Source organism: Spirillospora sp. NPDC046719 (assembly GCF_040645715.1).
GTDB lineage: Bacteria > Actinomycetota > Actinomycetes > Streptosporangiales > Streptosporangiaceae > Spirillospora.
Genome location: NZ_JBEYYT010000008.1, coordinates 37,370 through 56,071, shown reverse-complemented (window position 1 = coordinate 56,071; position 18,702 = coordinate 37,370). Strand labels below are relative to the sequence as shown.

Here is an 18,702-nt window from a genome sequence, read left to right as displayed (position 1 = left end):
GTTTTCGGGCCGGCCCGCGCCCACAAACGCGCCGCGGGGGGGGGGGCGGGGCCGCCCCGCCCCCCCGCGACCTTCGGCGCCATGAGGGAAGGGGCCGCCTGGACGACCGCGTCGCCTCGCGGCGGGCGGGGGGCCGCGTTCGCGGTCCCTGCCGTGCCCACGACTCCTGCGGCCGCCAGCGCGAGCGCGGCCACCGGGGCCACCAGCGGCAGGCGCCGGCCGGACGAATTCATGGAGGTCTCCTCGCGTTCGGGGGAGCGGCCGGTTCTCCCGGACGACCGGGAAGGAGGCCACGCCTGGGGGGACACCCGGCGGCCGCGAAGACCGCGCCGCCGACCAAGATCTTCGACGCCGTCGCGGGGGAAATGGTTTCCCATCGTTCGCGGGCGGCCGCACCGGACGGCGCGAACGGCGGCCGGCACGGTGGACGTGCGTCGCCGCCGTCGCACACAACCGGCGAATCGGATCGTAGCGGATGAAGATCAATTTCACCCGCCCCGGACGGCTCGTCCGGCATCAACGGGATGTCAACGGCGGCGGACGGCGAACGCCCCGAGACGGACATGTGGCGTACGCCACCTTGGTCCGGCCGTCACAGATTCCAGGTCGCCGGCATCTCTTGTCCGACCGCTCACGACATCAAGGAGCTCACGATGGCTGCTCGTCTGAACCTCTTCAGCGACCCGACCACGACCGCCGCCAAGGCCGCCAAGCACTTCGGAGCGGCGAGCCAGACGATCCTCCAGGAATCGACACTGCCGCCCGAGACCCAGAAGCTGGTCGTGCTGCGCGCCAGCCAGATCAACGGCGACGGCTACGCCACCGACGTGTGGAGCAAGAACGCCGCGCACGCCGGGGAGAGCGCCACCCGCATCAACCTGGTCGCGGCCTGGCGCGAGTCCACGGTGTTCACCGACGCCGAGCGCGCCGCCCTGCAGGTCGCCGAGGAGGGCACCCGCATCGCCGACGCCGGCGGCGGCGTCACCGACCGGGCATGGGCGGACGCCGCCGAGCACTACGACGAGGACCAGCTGTCCGACCTGGTGATGCTGATCGCCCTGATCAACGCCACCAACCGCATGGCCGTCATCGTCGGCCAGCGCGGCGGCGACTACGAGCCCACCCCACTCGGCTGACCCCACGCCCGTCCCGTCCGGATCGAACGCTCCGGACGGGACGGACCTCCGGAAACCGGGTCACGGTCTCAGGGCGTCGCGGTGCTCCCGGTGACGATCAACCCGTCGTCATGACCGGTTCTCGTCACCGAGGACGGGGTCGAGCCGGGGGCCGGCGTTGTGCTCGACGAGCCGCCAGCCCCTGCGGCCTTCCTCGATGACGGACCAGCACCCGTTGGAGAGCCCGACGGAGCGGCCGAGCACCGCTCGCCCGAGCCGGATCCGGCCGGGCCTTCTCGACGATCTCCAGACGACGCGGAGCAGGCTCCATCCCGCCGACCGGCCACGAAGCCGAGCGGGCCGCCGACTCCAGAGTTCCTCCGGGTAGCCGAGCCAGTGCAGCATGCCGATGCGTATGGCGGCCCCGTGCGACACGACGACGAGGACGCCTCCGTCGGGGACGCTTTCCAGGGCGCGTTCCAGGGCGGCGCTGAACCGTTTCGCGACCTGTTCCTCGGTCTCGCCGCCGGGAGGCTGCCAGACGGCGTGTTCGGCGGGGTAGCGGGCGCGGATCTCGTCGCCGGTGAGTCCTTCCCAGACGCCGCCGCCGCGTTCGGTGAGGTCGGAATCGCAAGTGACGGTGAGGCCGGTGGCATCGGCGAGGGCCTGGGCGGTGGCAACGGCCCGTTGCATCGGGGAGGAGACGATCGCGGTGGGCCGCAGGGCGGCGAGGAGCCGGGCGGCGCTCGCGGCCTGCCGGACGCCGACGCCGTTCAGCGGGACGTCGGTCGTGCCCTGGAAGCGGCGTTGGACGTTCCACACCGTCCGGCCGTGCCTCATCAGGACGATCCTCCGCGCTCCGCGCTTGCGCGCCGTCACGGGCCCTCCCGGCGCGCAAGCGCGGCGCCCGCACTGTTGATCATGGCGTCACCCTAACGACTCGCTCCACGAGGACATCAGAGCTTTCAGGGCCGGCTCTCGTGTGCGTTCAGTTGAGCGTCAGCCGGTAGGAGCCGTGGGCGCAGCCGGTGACCATCCAGCCGCCTTCGACTCGTCGCGCGTCGATCCGGTCGATGCCGGTCGCGGCTGGGGCGGGGCGTTCGTTCCCTGGCACCCAGACCTCCAGGGTGCAGCCGCCCGCGGATGATCTTCCGGTGAGCCGGAACGTCCGCCGTCCGCCGGGAAGGGATCGCAGTGAGGTGATGATGCCCGGGGCGGCGTGCGGGAAGGCTCGCGAGATCTCCTGGACGGCGGCCGCGTCGCGGGGCAGGAAGCGTCCCGTCGCGCAGTCGAGGTTGTTGAGCCCGTTGCCGGTGGGTTCGATGCCGTTCTGCGGGTCGCCGCACGCCTGCTTCCAGACCCAGAACGCGCCGCCGATCGCGTCGCCGTCCTCCTGGCGGGCGTAGCGGTGCAGCCGGTCGGCCACGGGGCCGTCGTCGCCCCAGAATCCCCATTCGCCGCTCCACACCGGCATGTCGCCGGCGGCGCGCCGGGCGAGGACGAAGCCGTGCTCGACGGAGGTCATGACGGGGAGGCCGAGCGAGGCGTCCATGGTGATCGACTCGGCGTACAGGTGGGGTGCGAAGACGATGTCGGGATCGGCGGTGAAGGAGCCGCGCGGGACCGCGTCGAACCCGGTGCCGGACCAGAAGATGCTCGGTTCGAGGAACAGCGGGTGCGGCCGGCTCTCGGCGGCGCGGACGGCGCGCAGGACACGGTCGTAGAAGCGGCCGAGGAGCAGCGTCGAGGTCAGCGGCGCCTGCTCGCCGAAGCCCGGTTCGTTGAGCGGGTCGAACCCGGCGACCGCGGGGTCGGCGCCGAAGCGTGCGGCGAGCATGGCCCACACCTTGACCAGGCGGCTCTGGACGCCGTCGCGGTCGTAGTAGAAGTTGGTGAACGCGCGGTCCCCGGCGGGCGAGATGTCGCGTCCGGTGAACTGGCAGCGGGGCGCGCCGTCGGTCTTGGTCGCCCACGCCGGCGCGCCGTCGTAGCCATACATCTTGGACGTGCCCAGCGGGCAGGACGTCCCTCGGGGGGTGGGCGCGTTGCTCCAGCCGTCCTGGTGCATGTCGATCACCGTGTACAGCCCGTGCTTCTTCGCCCAGGCCACGGCCTGGTCGATCTGCCGCAGGTACCCCTCGTCGTACCGGGCGGGACGCGGTTCGATCCGCGACCACGACACCCCCAGGCGCACCACGTTCAGCCCGAGCGCGGCCATCTGCGCGAAGTCGTCCTCGCTGAGCGGCAGCGTCGCCGGGACGCCCGGGCGCGGCGCGTAGAAGTCGACGAGCTGGTTGACGTTCACCCCGCGAAGCAGGACCTGCCGTCCCTCGCCGTCGACGATCCGCGGCCGTTTCCCCCGCACGACCCGCAACGCCGACAACTCCGTCCCGGACGCGGCGGCCACGGCCTTGCGGGGCGCGGGCGGCGGCTCGGGACGCGCGGCGGCCACCGCCCCCGCCGCGCCGGCGACCACGACCGCGGTGACCAGGGCCGCGGCCTGGACGGTCCGCGCCGCGGGCCACCGGAACGCGCCGCGAGCGGCCAGGAGGGCGAACAGCCCGGGAACCCAGCCGACGGCGGCCCCCAAGGACGCCCCCTCGCCGAGACGGACCCACAGCGCGGCGGGTGTCTGCAAGGGAGCACCCGGCCCGTCCACGACCACCAGCCCGGCGACCTGAACGGCCCCGAGGACGATGCCCGCCCACATCGCGGCCAGCCATCCGCCGAGGAAGGCCCCGGCGGCCGTGCGGGACCGGCGCGCGAAGGTCCGCTGCGTGCGGGCGAGCGCGAGGAGCAGGACCAGCAGGCCCGCGAGGAGCCCGGCCGCCCCGCCTTGCGGGGAGGCCGATGGCAGGCCGTGCGGCAGGTCCCGTGACCAGTGCGAGGACACCCACGGCCCGGTCATCGCGACCGCCGCGACGCCGATGACCGCGATCGGCCAGTGCGCCCGGTGCGCGGGCTCCCCGTCCGGGCGCTCGCCCGCCTGCACGGGAAGGGTCGCCGCGGCGGGGACCAGTGCGTACAGGGCGGCTTTGGGGACGGTGAAGCTCGTCGACCACAGCAGGTCGGCGACGTTCAGCGCGGGCGCGGTGGCCGCCAGCGCCATGACGGCCTTCGCGACCACGGCGGCCAGCACGAACCCCGCCCACACCGTCGCGAACCGCGCTCGCCTTCCGAGATGCCCGAATGCCGCCGCGACGAGCGCCGTGCCCGCCACCAGCAGCGGCACGTAGACGGCGAGGGGCGCCACCTGCCACCGTGCGGCCGGCATCGCACGCCCGGGCATCCCCAGCAACGCGAAGAACCCGACCGGATCGATCAGCGCTCCGGCGATGAGAAGGGCCAGGACCACGCCCACGACCGTCGGCACGAGCCATCGCGAACGCATGCGATCTCCTTCACGGGGGATCGCCAAAGTACATGAATAAGTCTCACATTTGCTAGCCCCTGCGGGAGCCCGAGGAACGGACCGCCCCGCCAGGCCCGAGGAAGGTCACCGGACCCGCACCGACGGCAGGGCAGTGCCGCGGGTTCGGGGCGTCGAGGAGGCGCGGACGTCGAGACGAGCCGTGAAGAGGTGGCCCCGGGGGGTGTCGCGTCCTTCGAAGGCGTTCACAAGGAGTTCCACGCCGGCCTTGGCGGTCTCGGCGGGCAGGAAGCTGAGCGTGGTGACCGGCGGGTCGCTGAAGGCGGCGGTGGGGTCCTCGGTCGTGGCCACCAGGAGCAGGTCGTCGGGGACGGACAGGCCGTGCCGGCGGAGCCGGTCCAGCAGCAGCGGCGGGCTGGTCTCGACCAGGGTGAACAGCGCGTCGGGCGGCTCACCGGCCGCCGCGAGCAGTTCGTCGACCGCCTCCAGTGCCTCCGAATGGCCCGGTGCGGCGGTGGCCGTGAGCAGCGGCTCCTGCCCGTGGTCTTCGCACCAGGCCCGGTAGGCGCGCTCGGACTCCTCGAAGAAGCTGGAGGTGGACGCCGCGGTGACCAGCGCGACGCGGCGCGCTCCGGAGGAGGCCAGATGGTCCAGGACGCTCAGTGCGGCGGCCGCGTAGTCGAAGTCCACCCAGCGTCCGAGGCTCTCCGCGTCCTCGGGACGGCCTGAGGCGTCCAGCGCGCGGCGGTCGCTCACCACGGGGATTCCGCCGGACAGGAAGTCGGCGACCATCGGGTCGTCCGCCGTGGGATCGATGACGATGGCACCGTCCAAGGGCAGGTCCAGCCACCAGTCGCCCGGCGAGGTCGTGGGCAGCAGGACGATGCCGTAGCCGTGCCCGAGGGCGGTGCGGCTGGCGGCGCTGGCGAGCTGGGAGAAGTAGGCGAGCTCGGAGTAGACCCAGGGCGTCTCGGAGTACTCGCGGACGGCGAGCCCCAGCAGCCGTGTGCGCCCCGCGCGCAGCAGGCGCGCGGTGGCGTTCGGACGGTAGCCGAGGCGGTGGGCGACGTCGCGGACGTGGCGGCGTGTGGCCTCGGGCAACCGGCCGGACCCGTTCAGCGCGGCCGACACGGTCGTCTTGGAGACGCCGGCGGCCCGGGCGACGTCGACCAGCCGGACTCGCGGTGCGGGTGGACTCATCCACCAGATCCTGTCAGCTGCCGGGGCGTTGCGGTACCCCTGGTCCAGCTCTGCGGAATCGTTCCTGCAAAGCCTTGTGCGGGAACGTTCCTTCACCAATACTTGGCCGCACCTCGCCGCGCCGTGAGCCGCGGCTCGTTCGAGAAAGAGGTGGTCCATTGCGCGCCGCCCGATCCACCGCCGCGACGGCCCTCATCGCGCTCGCGGCCACCGCCTGCGGCGGTGCCTCCAAGACGGGCACGGCCGGCTCGGCCGCGTTCCAGATCTCCAAGGACACCCCGCGAGCGGGAGGGCCTCTCGCCTCGGCCACGTGGTCGCTGTACGCCGAACCGCAGTCGCTGGACTACGCCCACGCCTACGACTATCCGCCGAACACGGTCCTGGCGAACGTCTGCGAGCAGCTCCAGCGCATCACGCCGGATCTGAAGGTCGTGCCGGGTCTGGCGACCGCCGCGTCACCGGACGCCGAACGGTGGGTCTACACGATCCGCTCGGGGGTGCGCTTCCACGACGGATCCGCGCTGACCGCCGAGGACGTCGTCGCGAGCCTGCGGCGGCACATGGACCCCAAGGTCGGCTCGTACTGGATCTCGTCCTTCCAGAACGTCGCATCGATCGACAAGACCGGGCCGATGCAGGTGACGGTCCGGCTCAAGAGGCCCGACCAGCTCTTCAACGAGGAGATGGGGACCTCGGCCGGGACCATCGAGAGCGCCCGGTTCCTCGCCAAGGCCGGCGCGGAGTACGGCACGCCCGACGGCGGCGTCGACTGCACGGGCCCCTACGCCCTGGAGAGCTGGCAGAAAGGGCAGGCCATCACGCTGAAGAAGGTCGAGGGCTACTGGGATCCGAGCCTGGCCCCGAAGACCAGCACCATCAAGAACGTCTTCATCCAGGACCCGGCCGCCCGGGTGAACGCTCTGCTGTCCGGGCAGGTCGACGGCGGGTACCTGCTGCCTCCGTCCGGATTCGCGAAGCTGCGCGCCTCGTCCGCCGGGAAGCTCTACTTCGGGCCCAACACCACCGCCGTCAGCCTGATCCCGACCAACCTCAAGGGAACGCTCGGCGATGTCCGGGTCCGGCGGGCGCTGTCGATGGCCCTGGACCGGGCCGGGATCATCAAGGCCGGGGCGGCCGGGGTCGGCACGCCGGCCCAGGCGCCGGCCGCGACCGGTGCCTGGGCCATCGCGCCCGCGGTGGCGAAGACGGCCTATGCCGGTCTGCCCCGACCCACGCGCGACGTCGCCGCGGCGAAGAAGCTCGTCCGGGAGGCCGGGGCGACCGGCCGCAGAATCGTCATGGCCACCAGCACGCTGGCTCCCGAGATCGCCGTCATCGCCAACGCCGTCCAGTCCGCCGGACGGGAGATCGGGCTGGACGTCAGGCTGAGGACGGTCGCGCCGGACGCCTACACCGCGCTGTTCTCCGATCCGAAGGCGCGAGCGGGGCTCGACCTCGTGATGACGACCTGGTACGACTCGACACCCGATCCGCTCGAGTTCTACGGGATTCTGCAGAGCGGCAACTTCAGCAACTACGGCGGATACTCCAACCCGCGCTACGACCGGCTGGTGAACCAGGCCGAGGCGGAGCCCGAGCCGCAGAAGCGGGCGGCCGTCGTCGCCGAACTCCAGCGGATCGCCGTCGGTGATCTGGTGTGGATCCCGCTGTACGAGGTCCCGCACAGCCTGTTCCTGAACAAGCGGGTGACCGGCGCGCCGACCAGCATCGCGCAGCTAGAGTACCCGTGGGCGGCGCCGCTGGGAGCAGCCGGTTGAGCGCGCCGGTCGGATTCCTCGTCCGGCGCCTCACCGGACTGCTCGTCACCCTGGTCGCCACATCGATCGCGGTGTTCTCTTCCGTTCATCTCGCACCGGGCGATCCCGCCGCGTTCCTGATGAACGGCCGCGCGGCCTCGCCGCAGGCGATCGCGGCCGTCCGGGCGCAGTACCACCTCGACGACCCCTTCGCCGTGCAGTACCTCAAGTGGGCGGGCGGAGCGCTGAGCGGGGACTTTGGCCGGTCGGTGCAGTTCCGGCAGGACGTCGCCGGCCTGATCGCCGCCCGGCTGCCCACGACGCTGTGGCTGGTCGGCTACGCGGCCGTGCTCATCCTGCTCGCCGGGCTGGCGCTCGGCGCCCTGTCGGCACTGCGGCCGGGGCTGGTCGACCGGCTCGTCCTCGTGGGGACCGGCGTGGCCACCGCGACCCCCGCCTTCGTCGCGGCGATCGCGCTGATCTCGGTCTTCTCGGTGAAGCTGGGCTGGTTCCCGGCGTTCGGCAACGGCAGCGGCCTCGGCGGCCGGGCCGCCCACCTGACGCTGCCCGCGATCGCGTTGGCGCTCACCTTCGCCGGGCTGCTGGCCCGCGTGACCCGGGCCTCCATGCTGGAGGAACTGGCGCGCGAGCATGTCGAGGTCGCCCGCTCGCGCGGCGTCCCCCGGGCGGCGGTGATCCGCCGCCACGTGCTGCGCAACGCGCTCGGCCCGATCAGCACGGTCACCGGGACGGTCGTGGCCGGGCTGCTGGTCAGCACGTCGATCGTGGAGACCGCGTTCGGGCTGTCGGGCATCGGCCAGCTGCTGGTCAGCTCCGTCACCGTCAAGGACTTCCCGGTCGTGCAGGCCGTCAGCCTCCTGGTGGTCCTGGCCTTCGTGGGAGCCAACCTGCTCGTGGACCTCCTCCACCCGTTCATCGACCCGCGCCTGACCCACGCGAAGGGAGGTGCCGCATGAGCGCCCTGCCCCTGCGGCGGAGGGCGATGCCGCGGCTGCGCGGAGGGGACGGCCTGGTCACGGCCGCGCTCGCCGTGCTGGGCGTCCTGGTCGTCCTGGCCGTGTTCGCACCGCTGATCGCCCCGCACGATCCCGAGGCGGTCGACCTGTCGGCCACCCTCAGCGGTTCGAGCGCGGCGCACCCGCTCGGCGCCGACCAGTCCGGCCGCGACATCCTGACGCGGCTGATCTACGGCGCGCGGACCGGGCTGCTCGAGCCCCTGGCCGTCGTCGTCGCGTCCACGGTGCTCGGCCTGCTGGTCGGCCTGACCGCCGCGTGGCGCGGGGGACCGGCCGACACGGTGCTGTCGCGGGTGATGGACCTGGTGTTCGCCTTCCCGGCGCTGCTGCTGGCCATCGTGCTGGTGGCGATGTTCGGCTCCGGGCTCGCGGCCCCGGTCGCGGCGATGAGCGTCGCGTACACCCCCTACGTCGGACGGCTGGTGCGCGGCGTGGCGCGCCAGGAGATGACCCGCCCCTACATCCAGGCGTACCGGGTGCAGGGATGCTCCGGCCGGACGATCTGCCTGCGCCATCTCCTGCCGAACATCGCCCCGCTGGTCCTGGCGCAGTCGGCGATCAACTTCGGGTACGCGCTGATGGACCTGGCCGCGCTGTCCTTCCTGGGCTTCGGCGTCCAGCCGCCCACCCCGGACTGGGGCGCGATGATCAACGAGGGGGCGCCCGCCCTGCTGCAGGGCGCGCTGCTCCCGGCGCTCGCGCCGGGAGCCGCCATCGTGATCGCCGTGGTGGCCTTCGGCATCGTCGGCGAGGGCATCGCCGACCGGGTCGCGAAGCGGGAGCGGTGATGCTGGACATCGAGAACCTCGGCGTTCGGCTGGCGCGAGGCCGCGCGGCCCGCCCGATCCTGGACGGCGTGTCCCTGCACGTCGCCCCCGGCGAGGCGGTCGGCCTGGTGGGCGAGTCGGGATCGGGGAAGTCGGTCACCTGCCGGGCCGTCCTGGGGCTTCTGCCGGACGGAGCGACGGCCACCGGCCGGCTGCGGGTCGGCGGCGAGGACGTCCTCGCCATGGGTGCCGCGCGGTTGACGGAGCTGCGGCGCCGCGAGGCCGCGATGGTGTTCCAGGACCCGCGCGCCTCCATCAACCCGCTGCGCCGCATCGGCGACTTCGTCACCGAGGGCCTGCGGGCCGCGGGGACGCCGGCGCGGCAGGCGCTGAAGGAGGCGGAGTCGCTGCTGGAGTCGGTGGGAATCCGCGACCCGCGCGGGGCACTGCGCAGGCGCCCGCACGAGTTCTCCGGCGGCATGCTCCAGCGCGTGATGATCGCCGGCGCGCTCGCCGGAGGACCACGGCTGCTGCTGGCCGACGAGCCGACCACCGCGCTCGACGTCTCCACCCAGGCGGAGGTCGTCTCGATCCTGACCCGGCTGCGCGCCGAGCGCGGGATGGCGATGCTGTTCGTCACCCACGATCTGGAACTGGCCGCCGCGATCTGCGACCGGATCTACGTCATGTACGCGGGGCGGATCGTCGAGACGCAGTCCGCCGATGATCTCTTCGACCGGCCCCGCCACCCGTACACGGCGGGACTGCTGGCCGCGACGCCGCGCATCGACTCCCCCCGGCCGCCGCACGGGATCCCGGGCCGTCCACTGTCGCTGGCCGAGGCGCCGCCCGGCTGCGCCTTCGCCGCCCGTTGCCCCCGCGCGGTCGAGCGATGCACCGAGGCGGAGCCCGTCCTGCGGCGGATCGAGGCGGCGCACGTGGCGTGCCTGCGAGCGGAGGAACCGATCCATGACTGAGCCCGTGCTGGAGGCCGAGGGCCTGCGCAAGTCCTTCGGCGGGCAGGTCGCCGTCGACGACGTGTCGTTCACGCTGCGGGCCGGTGGTTCGCTGGCCCTCGTCGGCGAGTCCGGCTCTGGGAAGACGACCACCGCGCGGCTGCTCGTCGGCCTGGAACGCGCCGACGGCGGGCGGATCAGCGCCTGCGGGTCCGACCGCACGGGGCCGGCGAGGGGGCGGGGCGCGCGCCTCGAACGGGCCCGGCAGATCCAGATGGTGTTCCAGGACCCCTACCTGTCCCTCGACCCCCGGATCACCGTCGGCGACTGCGTCGAGGAACCGCTGCGCCTGCATTTCGATCTCAGCCGGGCGCAGCGGCTCGCCCGCAGGGACGAACTCCTGGACCGGGTCGGCCTGGGCGTGCGGGAGGCCGGCGCGCTTCCGAAACGCCTCTCCGGCGGGCAGCGCCAGCGCGCGGCCCTCGCCCGCGCGCTCGCCACGGAGCCGAAGGTGCTGATCCTCGACGAGGCGACCGCCGCGCTGGACGTCTCGATCCAGGCGCAGATCGTCGAGCTGCTGCGCGAACTGCGCGAGACCCTCGGGATCGCCTACCTGTTCGTCAGCCACGACCTCGCGCTGGTACGCCACGTCGCCGACGACGTCCTGGTGCTCCACCGGGGCCGGGTCGTCGAGTCCGGGCCCACCGCGAGAGTGCTGGCCGGCGCCGAGCACCCCTACACCCGTCTCCTGCTCGACTCGATCCCGCGGCGCGGCTGGGATCCGGCCCGGATCGCCGCCGACCGCCGTGCCCTCGCCGAGGAGAGCCCGTGAACGACCTCCCCCACCTCTCCGCGACGAGCGCGCTGCGCCCGTTCCGCGGCCGTGAGCTGTCACCGGCCTGAGCTCATGCCGGCCGCCGTCGCGGCCCGCATCATTCTGAGGAGCCTCCCATGCCCACCGATCTCATCTTCCGGAACGGCCTGGTCCGCACGGTGACCGGCCGGACGGCGACCGCGGTGGCGGTCGAGTCCGGCCGCATCACCGCCGTGGGATCCGAAAAGGACATCCGGCCGCTCGCCGGCGCCGGCACCCGGATCGTCGATCTCGGCGGAGGCGCGCTGCTGCCCGGCTTCCAGGACGCGCACGTCCACCCGGTCATGGCCGGGCTCACCATGATCCGCTGCGACCTCGCCGCCGCCGGGGACGCCGCCGGGGCGCTGCGGGTCGTCCGGGACTACGCCGAAGCCCATCCCGATCTGCCGTGGATCGTCGGCGGCGGCTGGGCCATGGACTGGTTCACGGGCGGGACGCCGTCCCGCACCGCCCTCGACGCGGTGGTGCCCGACCGCCCGGTCCACCTGGTGAACCAGGACGGCCACGGGGTCTGGGTCAACACCAGGGCCCTCGACCTCGCCGGGATCGGCGCCGCGACACCCGACCCCGCGGACGGCCGGATCGAGCGGGAGCCGGACGGAACCCCGCAGGGCACCCTGCACGAGGGCGCGGCCCGCCTCGTCGGACGGCTGGTCCCCGAACCGACCGGCGACGAGATGCTGCGCGGCCTGCGCGCGGGGCAGCGGCGACTGCACGCGGCCGGCGTCACCGCCTGGCAGGACGCGATGGTCGACCCGAAGATCCAGCGGGCGTACCTGGCGGCGGCCGAGGCGGGCACGCTGACCGGCCGGGTCGCCGGTGCCCTGTGGTGGGAGAGGGACCGCGGCGCCGAGCAGATCCCCGAACTCCTGGCCCGCCGCGGCGGCGCCGGCCGGTTCCGCGCCGGCACCGTCAAGATCATGCAGGACGGCGTCGCGGAGAACTTCACCGCCGCCATGACCTCCGCCTATCTCGACGGCTGCGGCTGCAGCACCGGCAACCACGGGATGAGCTTCATCGACCCCGGCGAGCTCCAGGAATACGTGACACTGCTGGACGCCGCGGGCTTCCAGGTGCACGTCCACGCGGTGGGCGACCGTGCCGTCCGGGAGGCCCTGGACGCCTTCGCCCGCGCGCGGACGATCAACGGGCCGGGCGGCAACCGGCACCACATCGCCCACCTGCAGGTCGTGCACCCCGACGACGTGCCCCGCTTCGCGGCCCTCGGCGTGACCGCGAACATCCAGCCGCTGTGGGCGGCGCACGAACCGCAGATGGACGAGCTCACCATCCCTTTCCTGGGGCCGCAGCGCGCGTCCTGGCAGTACCCCTTCGGCTCCCTCGACCGCACCGGGGCGGCCCTGGCCGCCGGAAGCGACTGGCCGGTGAGCAGCCCCGACCCGCTGTGGGGCCTGCACGTGGCGGTCAACCGGGTGGCGCCCGGCGAGGACACGGAGGAGTTCCTGCCGGAGCAGCGGCTCGACCTGGCAACGGCGCTCACCGCCTACACGCTCGGCAGCGCCCGCGTGAACCACCTCGACGCCGAGACCGGGACCATCGAGGTCGGCAAGTACGCCGACCTGGTGGTGCTCGACGCGGACCCGTACACCGTGCCGGCGGAACGGCTCGCCGAGGTGACCGTCAAGGCCACGTTCGTCGAAGGCGAGCAGGTCCACCCGGACCCACTCGTCTGATACGCAGGGAGCCCGTTCGGCCGGGCGTTGGGGTCATTCAGGCGAGACCGGCGTAGCGGCGGCAGGTGTCCCGGTCGCCGGAGACGCCCCAGGCCTCAAGTAGCTCGCGGAAGTCGAGAATGTGCCAAGTGGTCTCGGGCAGTGAGGCCAGGGTGCGGACGGTACGCCGCTGCAGGGGTGTGAGCTGGTCGAGCGGCGGCAGCGAGGGGCGCGGCGGTGTGCCGAAGGTCAGCCACAGTGCGGCCGCGGCCACCGGGCATGCCCCGAAGTCGCTGCTGCGGGAAAGGCCGTCCAACACGCTGTCGACCGCCTCGGCGGGTGCCGCACCGCCCAGCATGCCCAGGCTCTCGGCGGCATAGGCCCGCAAGTCCCACCCCAGGAACCCGGGACCGTCCGCCTCGGGTGGGCGGGTACAGGCCGCGGCGAGTTCGGCGATGACGGCGGCGTCCGTGACGCCCATGCGGATCAGCGCGATGGCGGCGCCGTAGCGTACGAGCGGTTCGTCGCCGGTGAGTCGATCCCGCATCCGGTCGATGAGGCCGCCGTCGGACAGCAGCCCCAGCGAGATGATCGCGTTGACGGTGACGGCCGGGACGGTCTCGACGTTCCACAACGCGCGCAGCGGCGGAGTCGACGCGGCGGCCTCCTCGGGAAACCAGCCGAGCAGGTATGCGGCGGTGGCCCGCACGCTGGAGTCCGAGTCGCTCAGCAGGCGGTGCACGGTCGGCAATCCGGCCCGGACCGCATCGTAGGCGGCCAATGCGACGGTGGTCTCGTGCAGGGATTCCTGGAAGTCGTCGAAGACCCGACCTTCGTCGCGGGCGCGGCGCTGCTCCTTCCGCGGGTCCGCCGCGTGCATTCGGGCCAGTTCGCGCCGCCAACCCTTGATATCGACGCCTAGGGGCGAGTGCTCGTCGGCCCATCCGACCGCTAGTTCCGACACCAGCTGAAGAAGCTCGGCACGGTCAGGCATCGAACGGTCGGCGGCGATCGCCAGCAGGAACGGCACTGTCGGCGCGGCCGCCTCGTACCTGCAACCCTGATGACAGACATTGTCGTGCAGCGCGGAACGAGCGTTTTCTCGCTTGTTCTCGTCAGGGGACATCAAAGCGCGCAGAAGTCCGGGAACGTTTCCGGCCGTGCCGTAGGCGTGGCGGAGCCGGGTCCACTCGACAGCATCGAGCCCTGCCAGCGGATCGTTCTTTCTCATGTCGCCCATAATGCCGAAATGGCCACTTCTTGTACTCGAGCAAGCCGGTGGCCGGATCCGATGCCATGTGGTGCCGTTACCTGCGAACGCCGGGACGAGGTGCCGGGTCAGCGGGTGTTCCCAGGAGCCTCGTCGACGTCGTGAGCTCTCTCGACCGCCTCCAGGTGATCGCCCTCGCCGAGTCGCTGGGTGCCGATCACCGCGAGCAGTTCGAGGGCATCGGCGGCCGGACCGCCCTTCGGCGCCGTGTAGGTGATCAGGTGCTGGTCGGGCCCGTCCGGCAGCAGGAGAGCGTCGTAGTCGAGCGTGAACCGCCCGACGACGGGATGGCTGAACTCCTTGCGGCCGCTGCCCCGGTCCTTGACATCATGGCGGGCCCACCAGGTACGGAACTCCTCGCTCTTCACCGACAGCTCGCCCACGAGCGCGGCGATCCCGGGATCGTCCGGATGCCGCGCCGCGGACAGGCGCAGGTGAGCGATGCCCTGTCGGGCCACCTGTTCCCAGTCGACGTACAGCGAGCGCGCGGCGGGATCGCAGAACGCGTGCCACAGCAGGTTTCGCCGCCCGGCCGGCAGCGCGCCGAAGTCGGTGATCAGGGCGGCGGCCATCGGGTTCCAGGCGAGCACGTCCATCCGGCGCCCGATGACGTACGCGGGGCTGGACTCCAGCAGTTCGAGGATCCGGTGGACACTGGGGCGGACCCGCTCGCTCCTCGTCGCACGGCGCGGGATCCCGTCGGCGCGCGCCAACAGGTACAGATGGTCCCGTTCGTCCGGGGCCAGGCGGAGCGTACGGGCCAGCGCGTCGAGCACAGCGGACGACACACGCCCGGTCTTGCCCTGCTCCAGCTTGATGTAGTAGTCGACGCTGATGCCCGACAGTTGCGCGACCTCTGCTCGCCGCAGCCCGGGAGACCGGCGGTTGCCGCGGGGCAACCCGAAGTCCTCCGGCCGGAGCCGGTCTCGCCGGGAACGCAGGAAATCGGCAAGCTCGTGGTTGGACTCCATGTATCCAGTCTGTGCTGAGGGCCGCCCCGTGCCCAGTCCCTGCCTGGCCCGGTGAATACCGGCTTCAGGCGGGGCGTCGCCTCGGATCGGATGCCGCAAGCCGCAGGCCCGGCATCACGGCGATGACGGCGGCGCCGATCACCGCGACGATCGAGGAGAGCAGGTACGCGGTGTGGTAGCCGTGCAGTTGCTGCTGCTGGCCCGGCCCCGCGGCCGCCCCGGCCGCGATCACCACCAGGACCGCCGTGCCCACGCTGCCGCCGACCTGCTGCGCGGTGATGTTGAAGGCACCTGCGACGCCATGCTGGTGCTGCGGCACGCCGGTGACGGTGGCCGCGGTCAGCCCGGCGTACGCCAGCCCTTGGCCGATGCCCATCAGAGCGACGCCAGGCAGGATATCGGGCAGGTATCCACCGCCGAGGGGCGTGCGCGTGAAGTACGCGACCCCGCCGGCGATGAGCAGCAGGCCGAGGACCATCAGGGCCCGCTGGCCGACTCCACGTGTCATCAACCGGGTCGCGACGTTGGCGAAGAGCGCTACGAGCGCGCCCATCGGCACCATCGCCAGCCCGGACTCCAACGGGCTGTAGCCGAGCATGCCCTGCATGTAGAGCGGCGCGAAGAACAGGACCGAGATGACGACGGCGTAGAACACCACGGCCGCGAGGGTCGCCGCCCGCACCGGGGCCGAGCGGAAGATGGAGAACGGCAGCAGCGGTTCGGCGGTACGCGCCTCCCAGACGGTGAAGGCGACCAGCGCGCACATGGCGACGGCAAGGGCGCCGATGGCGTAGGGGTCTCCCCACCCCCGCTCACCGCCGCGGCTGATCCCGAAGACCGCCATCAGCAGGCCCGCGGTGACCATGGCGGCGCCGGGAATGTCCAGTGGACGGCGATTCGAGGTGCCGGGCGGCAGCAGCGGTTCGATGCCCGCCAGCACGGCGGTCCCGGCGATCGCATTGAAGACGAAGACCGACCGCCAGCCGAAGGCGTCGGTGAGCAGGCCGCCGAACACCAGCCCCGCGCTGAAGCTCGACGCGCCGACGGCGGTGTAGACACCGAGCGCCCGGTTGCGCAGCGGCCCTTCCGGGAAGAGCTGGAACAGCAGGGCCATCGCCGCGGGCCCGGAGACGGCGGCGCCCACGCCCTGGAGCGACCGGGCCATGATGAGGACGCCCTGGGTCGGCGCCATCGCCGCGGCGAAGGCGGCGACGGTGAACACGCCGACGCCGAGGGCGAACACCGCCCGGCGGCTGAAGATGTCGGCAAGGCGGCCGCTGAACAGCAGGAACCCGGCGAAAGTGACCGCGTAGCCGGTCATCAGCCACTGCAGGGTCGCTTCGTTCATCGACAGGCCGCGCCCGATCGCCGGCAGCGCGGCGTTCACGACCGCGACGCTGCTCACATCCAGTCCCACCGCACAGGCGAGGACGATGAGCGCGCCGGCCAGACGCGGCCCGAACCTCTCCCTATCGCGCACGCGCTGGATGCCTTGTTCGGTCACAGACAAGGAGACTCCTTCCCACGGACGTTGGTGCTCGGGCGTGGAAACGAAGCTTCTTCGCTTCTTCAGGGCCTTCGGTCAGCGAAGGCGAGTCCCATCGTGGAACGGTCACAGGCGTCCGACCAGTGCTCGGTCGTTGCTAGTACCGCGCTTGCTGGTACCAGCAGGACCAGCAATGAAGCACCGCGAAGGGGACGGTGCGGCGGGGCACCGTGTGGGCAGCGACGCGGCGCCCGCGCCTCTCGGACTTGCGACCGTCGCTGCTAGCGGGCCGAACCGTGTGCCGTCCGCCGCTACGCCGCCGGTGACGGTGCTCTGACGGGCTGGTGGGCCGCGGTCGGGGACGGGTCCTGACGCGTGCCGGGGAGGCGGATCGTGACGAGGAGGCCGCCGGCGGGGCGTGGCGCGAGGTCGAGGGTCCCGTCGTGTGCTCGGACAATGCTGTGGACGATGGCCAGCCCCAGGCCGACGCCGGCGTGCTCATCGGTGCGGACGCGCCGCGTTCCGCGCTGGAACGGTTCGATGAGGGTCGGAACCAGGTCCCAGGGGAGCGGTCGACCCGTGTTCTCGACCCGCAGGACGCTCGCGTCGTCCTCCGCCGTGGTGTGGACCGTCACGGTGCCGCCGGCGGGCAGGTTGTGGACGATGGCGTTCTGGACGAGGTTCGTCACCATCCGCAGGATGAGCTCCTCGGAGCCGACGGTCCGCGTCCTCTCGCCGGTGACCTCCAGCGTGATCCGCCGCTTCTCGGCGAGGGGCAGCAGGGTCTCGGCGGCCTCTTCGGCGACCAGGGACAGGTCGACGGGCTCGCGGGTGAAGCTCCTGCGGTCGCTGCGGCTGAGCAGCAGGAGGGCCTCGATGAGGTCGATCGCGCGGGTGTTGACGGTCTGGAGCCGCTCGATGAGCTCGTCCCGGTTCTGGGCGGGGTCGTTGCGGGCGACGTCGAGGAGCGTCTGGGAGATCGCCAGCGGGGTGCGCAGTTCGTGGGAGGCGTTCGCGGCGAACCGCTGCTGTTCGGTGATGTGGGATTCGAGCCGTTCGAGCATGGTGTCGAACACGTCGGCGAGTTCGCGGAACTCGTCTCTGGGGCCTTCGAGGCGGATCCGGTGGGACAGCGATCCGTTCGCGGCCAGCCGCGCCGCGTCCGCGACCCGGGTGAGCGGTGCGAGCATCCGGCCGGCGAGGAGCCATCCGCCGAGAAGCCCGAACAGCAGGAGGAAGGCCAGTGCCTGGGCCGCGCGGGGTGCGAAGGCTCGCCAGAGGTCGGTGCGGTTGGGGATGAACGGCGGCGCCGGGCCCCTGTCCCGGAAGAACCCCGGCCCGGGTTTGATCACCCCGTCGGGAACGTAGCGCAGCAGGAACACCCAGACCACGGCCAGCAGGAGAGCACCGGAGAGGACGATCACCCCGGCGTAGCTGATGGTGAGTTTCAGCCGCGCGCTGAGTCCCGGGCGCCTACGCACGGGGGCCGCCGGACTGCGTGGTGTCGATCCGGTAGCCGACGCCGGGCACCGTGGCGATCAGCCATGGTTCGCCGAGCCGTTTGCGCAGGGCGGAGACGGTGATGCGGACGGCGTTGGTGAAGGGGTCGGCGTTGACGTCCCAGGCCCGCTCCAGCAGCTCTTCGGCGCTGACGACCCCGCCCTCGGCGGCGACGAGGACGTCGAGCACCGCGAACTGCTTGCGGGTGAGCGCGACGTAGCGTCCGTCGCGGAAGACCTCCCGGCGGAACGGGTCCACCCGCAGGCCCGCGATCTCGGTGACCGGGGGGCGCACGTGCCCGCGCCTGCGGTCCAGCGCCCGCAGCCGCATCACCAGCTCCCTGAGCTCGAACGGCTTGGTGAGGTAGTCGTCGGCGCCGAGCTCGAACCCCGTGGCCTTGTCGTCGATCCGGTCGGCGGCGGTGAGCATGAGGATCGGCATGCCGCTGCCGGACGCGACGATGCGCCGGGCGATCTCGTCGCCCGACGGGCCGGGGATGTCGCGGTCCAAAACCGCCAGGTCGTAGGAGTTGACACTGAGCATCTCCAGGGCCGAGTCGCCGTCCCCGGCGATGTCGGCGGCGATGGCCTCCAGCCGGAGACCGTCCCGGACGGCTTCGGCCAGGTAGGGCTCGTCTTCCACGATCAGCACGCGCACACCTCAAGGCTAAGCAGCGCGGCATATCGCCGACGTATGCAAACCGACACGCCGGCAGGAGTGGTGAGG

The 18,702-nt window shown here is 72.4% G+C and carries 16 protein-coding genes; 7 read left to right on the top strand and 9 right to left on the bottom strand.

The genetic code is table 11. The features are described from left to right. On the bottom strand, positions 1–233 hold a 233-nt coding region (locus ABZ914_RS03090; protein ID WP_500191282.1), incomplete at its 3' end, for a hypothetical protein. A 420-nt stretch (positions 234–653) separates the two neighbouring features. Here ABZ914_RS03090 and ABZ914_RS03085 point away from each other — a divergent pair. Beyond that, positions 654–1,136 (top strand): carboxymuconolactone decarboxylase family protein, encoded by a 483-nt coding sequence (locus ABZ914_RS03085; protein ID WP_500191281.1) that lies wholly within the window; start codon positions 654–656, stop codon positions 1,134–1,136. A 108-nt stretch (positions 1,137–1,244) separates the two neighbouring features. Here ABZ914_RS03085 and ABZ914_RS03080 read toward each other — a convergent pair whose 3' ends face one another. The 3 genes from ABZ914_RS03080 to ABZ914_RS03070 all read right to left on the bottom strand — a co-directional run bounded on the left by ABZ914_RS03080 (position 1,245) and on the right by ABZ914_RS03070 (position 5,685). Next, positions 1,245–1,955, bottom strand: a complete 711-nt coding sequence (locus ABZ914_RS03080; RefSeq protein ID WP_500191279.1) for a histidine phosphatase family protein — start codon at positions 1,953–1,955, stop codon at positions 1,245–1,247. A 148-nt stretch (positions 1,956–2,103) separates the two neighbouring features. Beyond that, positions 2,104–4,506, bottom strand: a complete 2,403-nt coding sequence (locus ABZ914_RS03075; protein ID WP_500191278.1) for a cellulase family glycosylhydrolase — start codon at positions 4,504–4,506, stop codon at positions 2,104–2,106. Positions 4,507–4,611: 105 nt separating this feature from the next. Then, positions 4,612–5,685, bottom strand: coding sequence for a LacI family DNA-binding transcriptional regulator (locus tag ABZ914_RS03070; RefSeq protein ID WP_500191276.1), 1,074 nt, complete (start codon positions 5,683–5,685; stop codon positions 4,612–4,614). Positions 5,686–5,843: 158 nt separating this feature from the next. Between ABZ914_RS03070 and ABZ914_RS03065 the strand changes: the two genes are divergently transcribed. The 6 genes from ABZ914_RS03065 to ABZ914_RS03040 all read left to right on the top strand — a co-directional run bounded on the left by ABZ914_RS03065 (position 5,844) and on the right by ABZ914_RS03040 (position 12,770). Continuing rightward, on the top strand, positions 5,844–7,463 hold the full coding sequence (locus tag ABZ914_RS03065; RefSeq protein ID WP_500191274.1) for an ABC transporter substrate-binding protein: 1,620 nt from the start codon (positions 5,844–5,846) through the stop codon (positions 7,461–7,463). Further along, on the top strand, positions 7,460–8,419 hold the full coding sequence (locus ABZ914_RS03060) for an ABC transporter permease (protein WP_500191273.1): 960 nt from the start codon (positions 7,460–7,462) through the stop codon (positions 8,417–8,419). The genes ABZ914_RS03065 and ABZ914_RS03060 overlap by 4 nt, the downstream gene beginning before the upstream one ends. Next, positions 8,416–9,267 (top strand): ABC transporter permease, encoded by an 852-nt coding sequence (locus ABZ914_RS03055; RefSeq protein ID WP_500191271.1) that lies wholly within the window; start codon positions 8,416–8,418, stop codon positions 9,265–9,267. Before ABZ914_RS03060 ends, ABZ914_RS03055 begins: the two co-directional genes overlap by 4 nt. After that, positions 9,267–10,223 carry an ABC transporter ATP-binding protein gene (locus ABZ914_RS03050; protein ID WP_190857782.1) on the top strand — a complete coding sequence of 319 codons (957 nt, stop codon included), beginning with the start codon at positions 9,267–9,269 and terminating at the stop codon, positions 10,221–10,223. The genes ABZ914_RS03055 and ABZ914_RS03050 overlap by 1 nt, the downstream gene beginning before the upstream one ends. Next, on the top strand, positions 10,216–11,034 hold the full coding sequence (locus ABZ914_RS03045) for an ABC transporter ATP-binding protein (protein ID WP_500191270.1): 819 nt from the start codon (positions 10,216–10,218) through the stop codon (positions 11,032–11,034). The genes ABZ914_RS03050 and ABZ914_RS03045 overlap by 8 nt, the downstream gene beginning before the upstream one ends. 119 nt (positions 11,035–11,153) lie before the next feature. Continuing rightward, positions 11,154–12,770, top strand: a complete 1,617-nt coding sequence (locus ABZ914_RS03040) for an amidohydrolase (protein WP_500191269.1) — start codon at positions 11,154–11,156, stop codon at positions 12,768–12,770. A 37-nt stretch (positions 12,771–12,807) separates the two neighbouring features. Here the strand turns inward: ABZ914_RS03040 and ABZ914_RS03035 are convergent, their stop codons facing one another. The 5 genes from ABZ914_RS03035 to ABZ914_RS03015 all read right to left on the bottom strand — a co-directional run bounded on the left by ABZ914_RS03035 (position 12,808) and on the right by ABZ914_RS03015 (position 18,633). After that, positions 12,808–13,980, bottom strand: a complete 1,173-nt coding sequence (locus ABZ914_RS03035) for a HEAT repeat domain-containing protein (protein WP_500191267.1) — start codon at positions 13,978–13,980, stop codon at positions 12,808–12,810. Between the two features lie 107 nt (positions 13,981–14,087). Beyond that, positions 14,088–14,990: a helix-turn-helix transcriptional regulator gene (locus tag ABZ914_RS03030; protein ID WP_500191266.1), complete on the bottom strand. Its 903-nt coding sequence runs from the start codon at positions 14,988–14,990 to the stop codon at positions 14,088–14,090. Positions 14,991–15,054: 64 nt separating this feature from the next. Further along, positions 15,055–16,494 carry an MFS transporter gene (locus ABZ914_RS03025; RefSeq protein ID WP_500191265.1) on the bottom strand — a complete coding sequence of 480 codons (1,440 nt, stop codon included), beginning with the start codon at positions 16,492–16,494 and terminating at the stop codon, positions 15,055–15,057. 293 nt (positions 16,495–16,787) lie between these two features. Beyond that, complete coding sequence (locus ABZ914_RS03020) at positions 16,788–17,957, bottom strand: sensor histidine kinase (RefSeq protein WP_500191263.1); 1,170 nt, start codon at positions 17,955–17,957, stop codon at positions 16,788–16,790. Next, positions 17,950–18,633 carry a response regulator transcription factor gene (locus ABZ914_RS03015; protein ID WP_500191261.1) on the bottom strand — a complete coding sequence of 228 codons (684 nt, stop codon included), beginning with the start codon at positions 18,631–18,633 and terminating at the stop codon, positions 17,950–17,952. The genes ABZ914_RS03020 and ABZ914_RS03015 overlap by 8 nt, the downstream gene beginning before the upstream one ends. Positions 18,634–18,702 lie beyond the last annotated feature (69 nt).

Bases quoted from the DNA above. Each gene is read 5' to 3' on its own strand.
- ABZ914_RS03055 (WP_500191271.1), top strand. From the start codon at position 8,416: ATGAGCGCCCTGCCCCTGCGGCGGAGGGCGATGCCGCGGCTGCGCGGA.
- ABZ914_RS03030 (WP_500191266.1), bottom strand. From the start codon at position 14,990: ATGGAGTCCAACCACGAGCTTGCCGATTTCCTGCGTTCCCGGCGAGAC.
- ABZ914_RS03085 (WP_500191281.1), top strand. From the start codon at position 654: ATGGCTGCTCGTCTGAACCTCTTCAGCGACCCGACCACGACCGCCGCC.
- ABZ914_RS03075 (WP_500191278.1), bottom strand. From the start codon at position 4,506: ATGCGTTCGCGATGGCTCGTGCCGACGGTCGTGGGCGTGGTCCTGGCC.
- ABZ914_RS03035 (WP_500191267.1), bottom strand. From the start codon at position 13,980: ATGAGAAAGAACGATCCGCTGGCAGGGCTCGATGCTGTCGAGTGGACC.
- ABZ914_RS03070 (WP_500191276.1), bottom strand. From the start codon at position 5,685: ATGAGTCCACCCGCACCGCGAGTCCGGCTGGTCGACGTCGCCCGGGCC.
- ABZ914_RS03050 (WP_190857782.1), top strand. From the start codon at position 9,267: ATGCTGGACATCGAGAACCTCGGCGTTCGGCTGGCGCGAGGCCGCGCG.
- ABZ914_RS03040 (WP_500191269.1), top strand. From the start codon at position 11,154: ATGCCCACCGATCTCATCTTCCGGAACGGCCTGGTCCGCACGGTGACC.
- ABZ914_RS03080 (WP_500191279.1), bottom strand. From the start codon at position 1,955: ATGAGGCACGGCCGGACGGTGTGGAACGTCCAACGCCGCTTCCAGGGC.
- ABZ914_RS03045 (WP_500191270.1), top strand. From the start codon at position 10,216: ATGACTGAGCCCGTGCTGGAGGCCGAGGGCCTGCGCAAGTCCTTCGGC.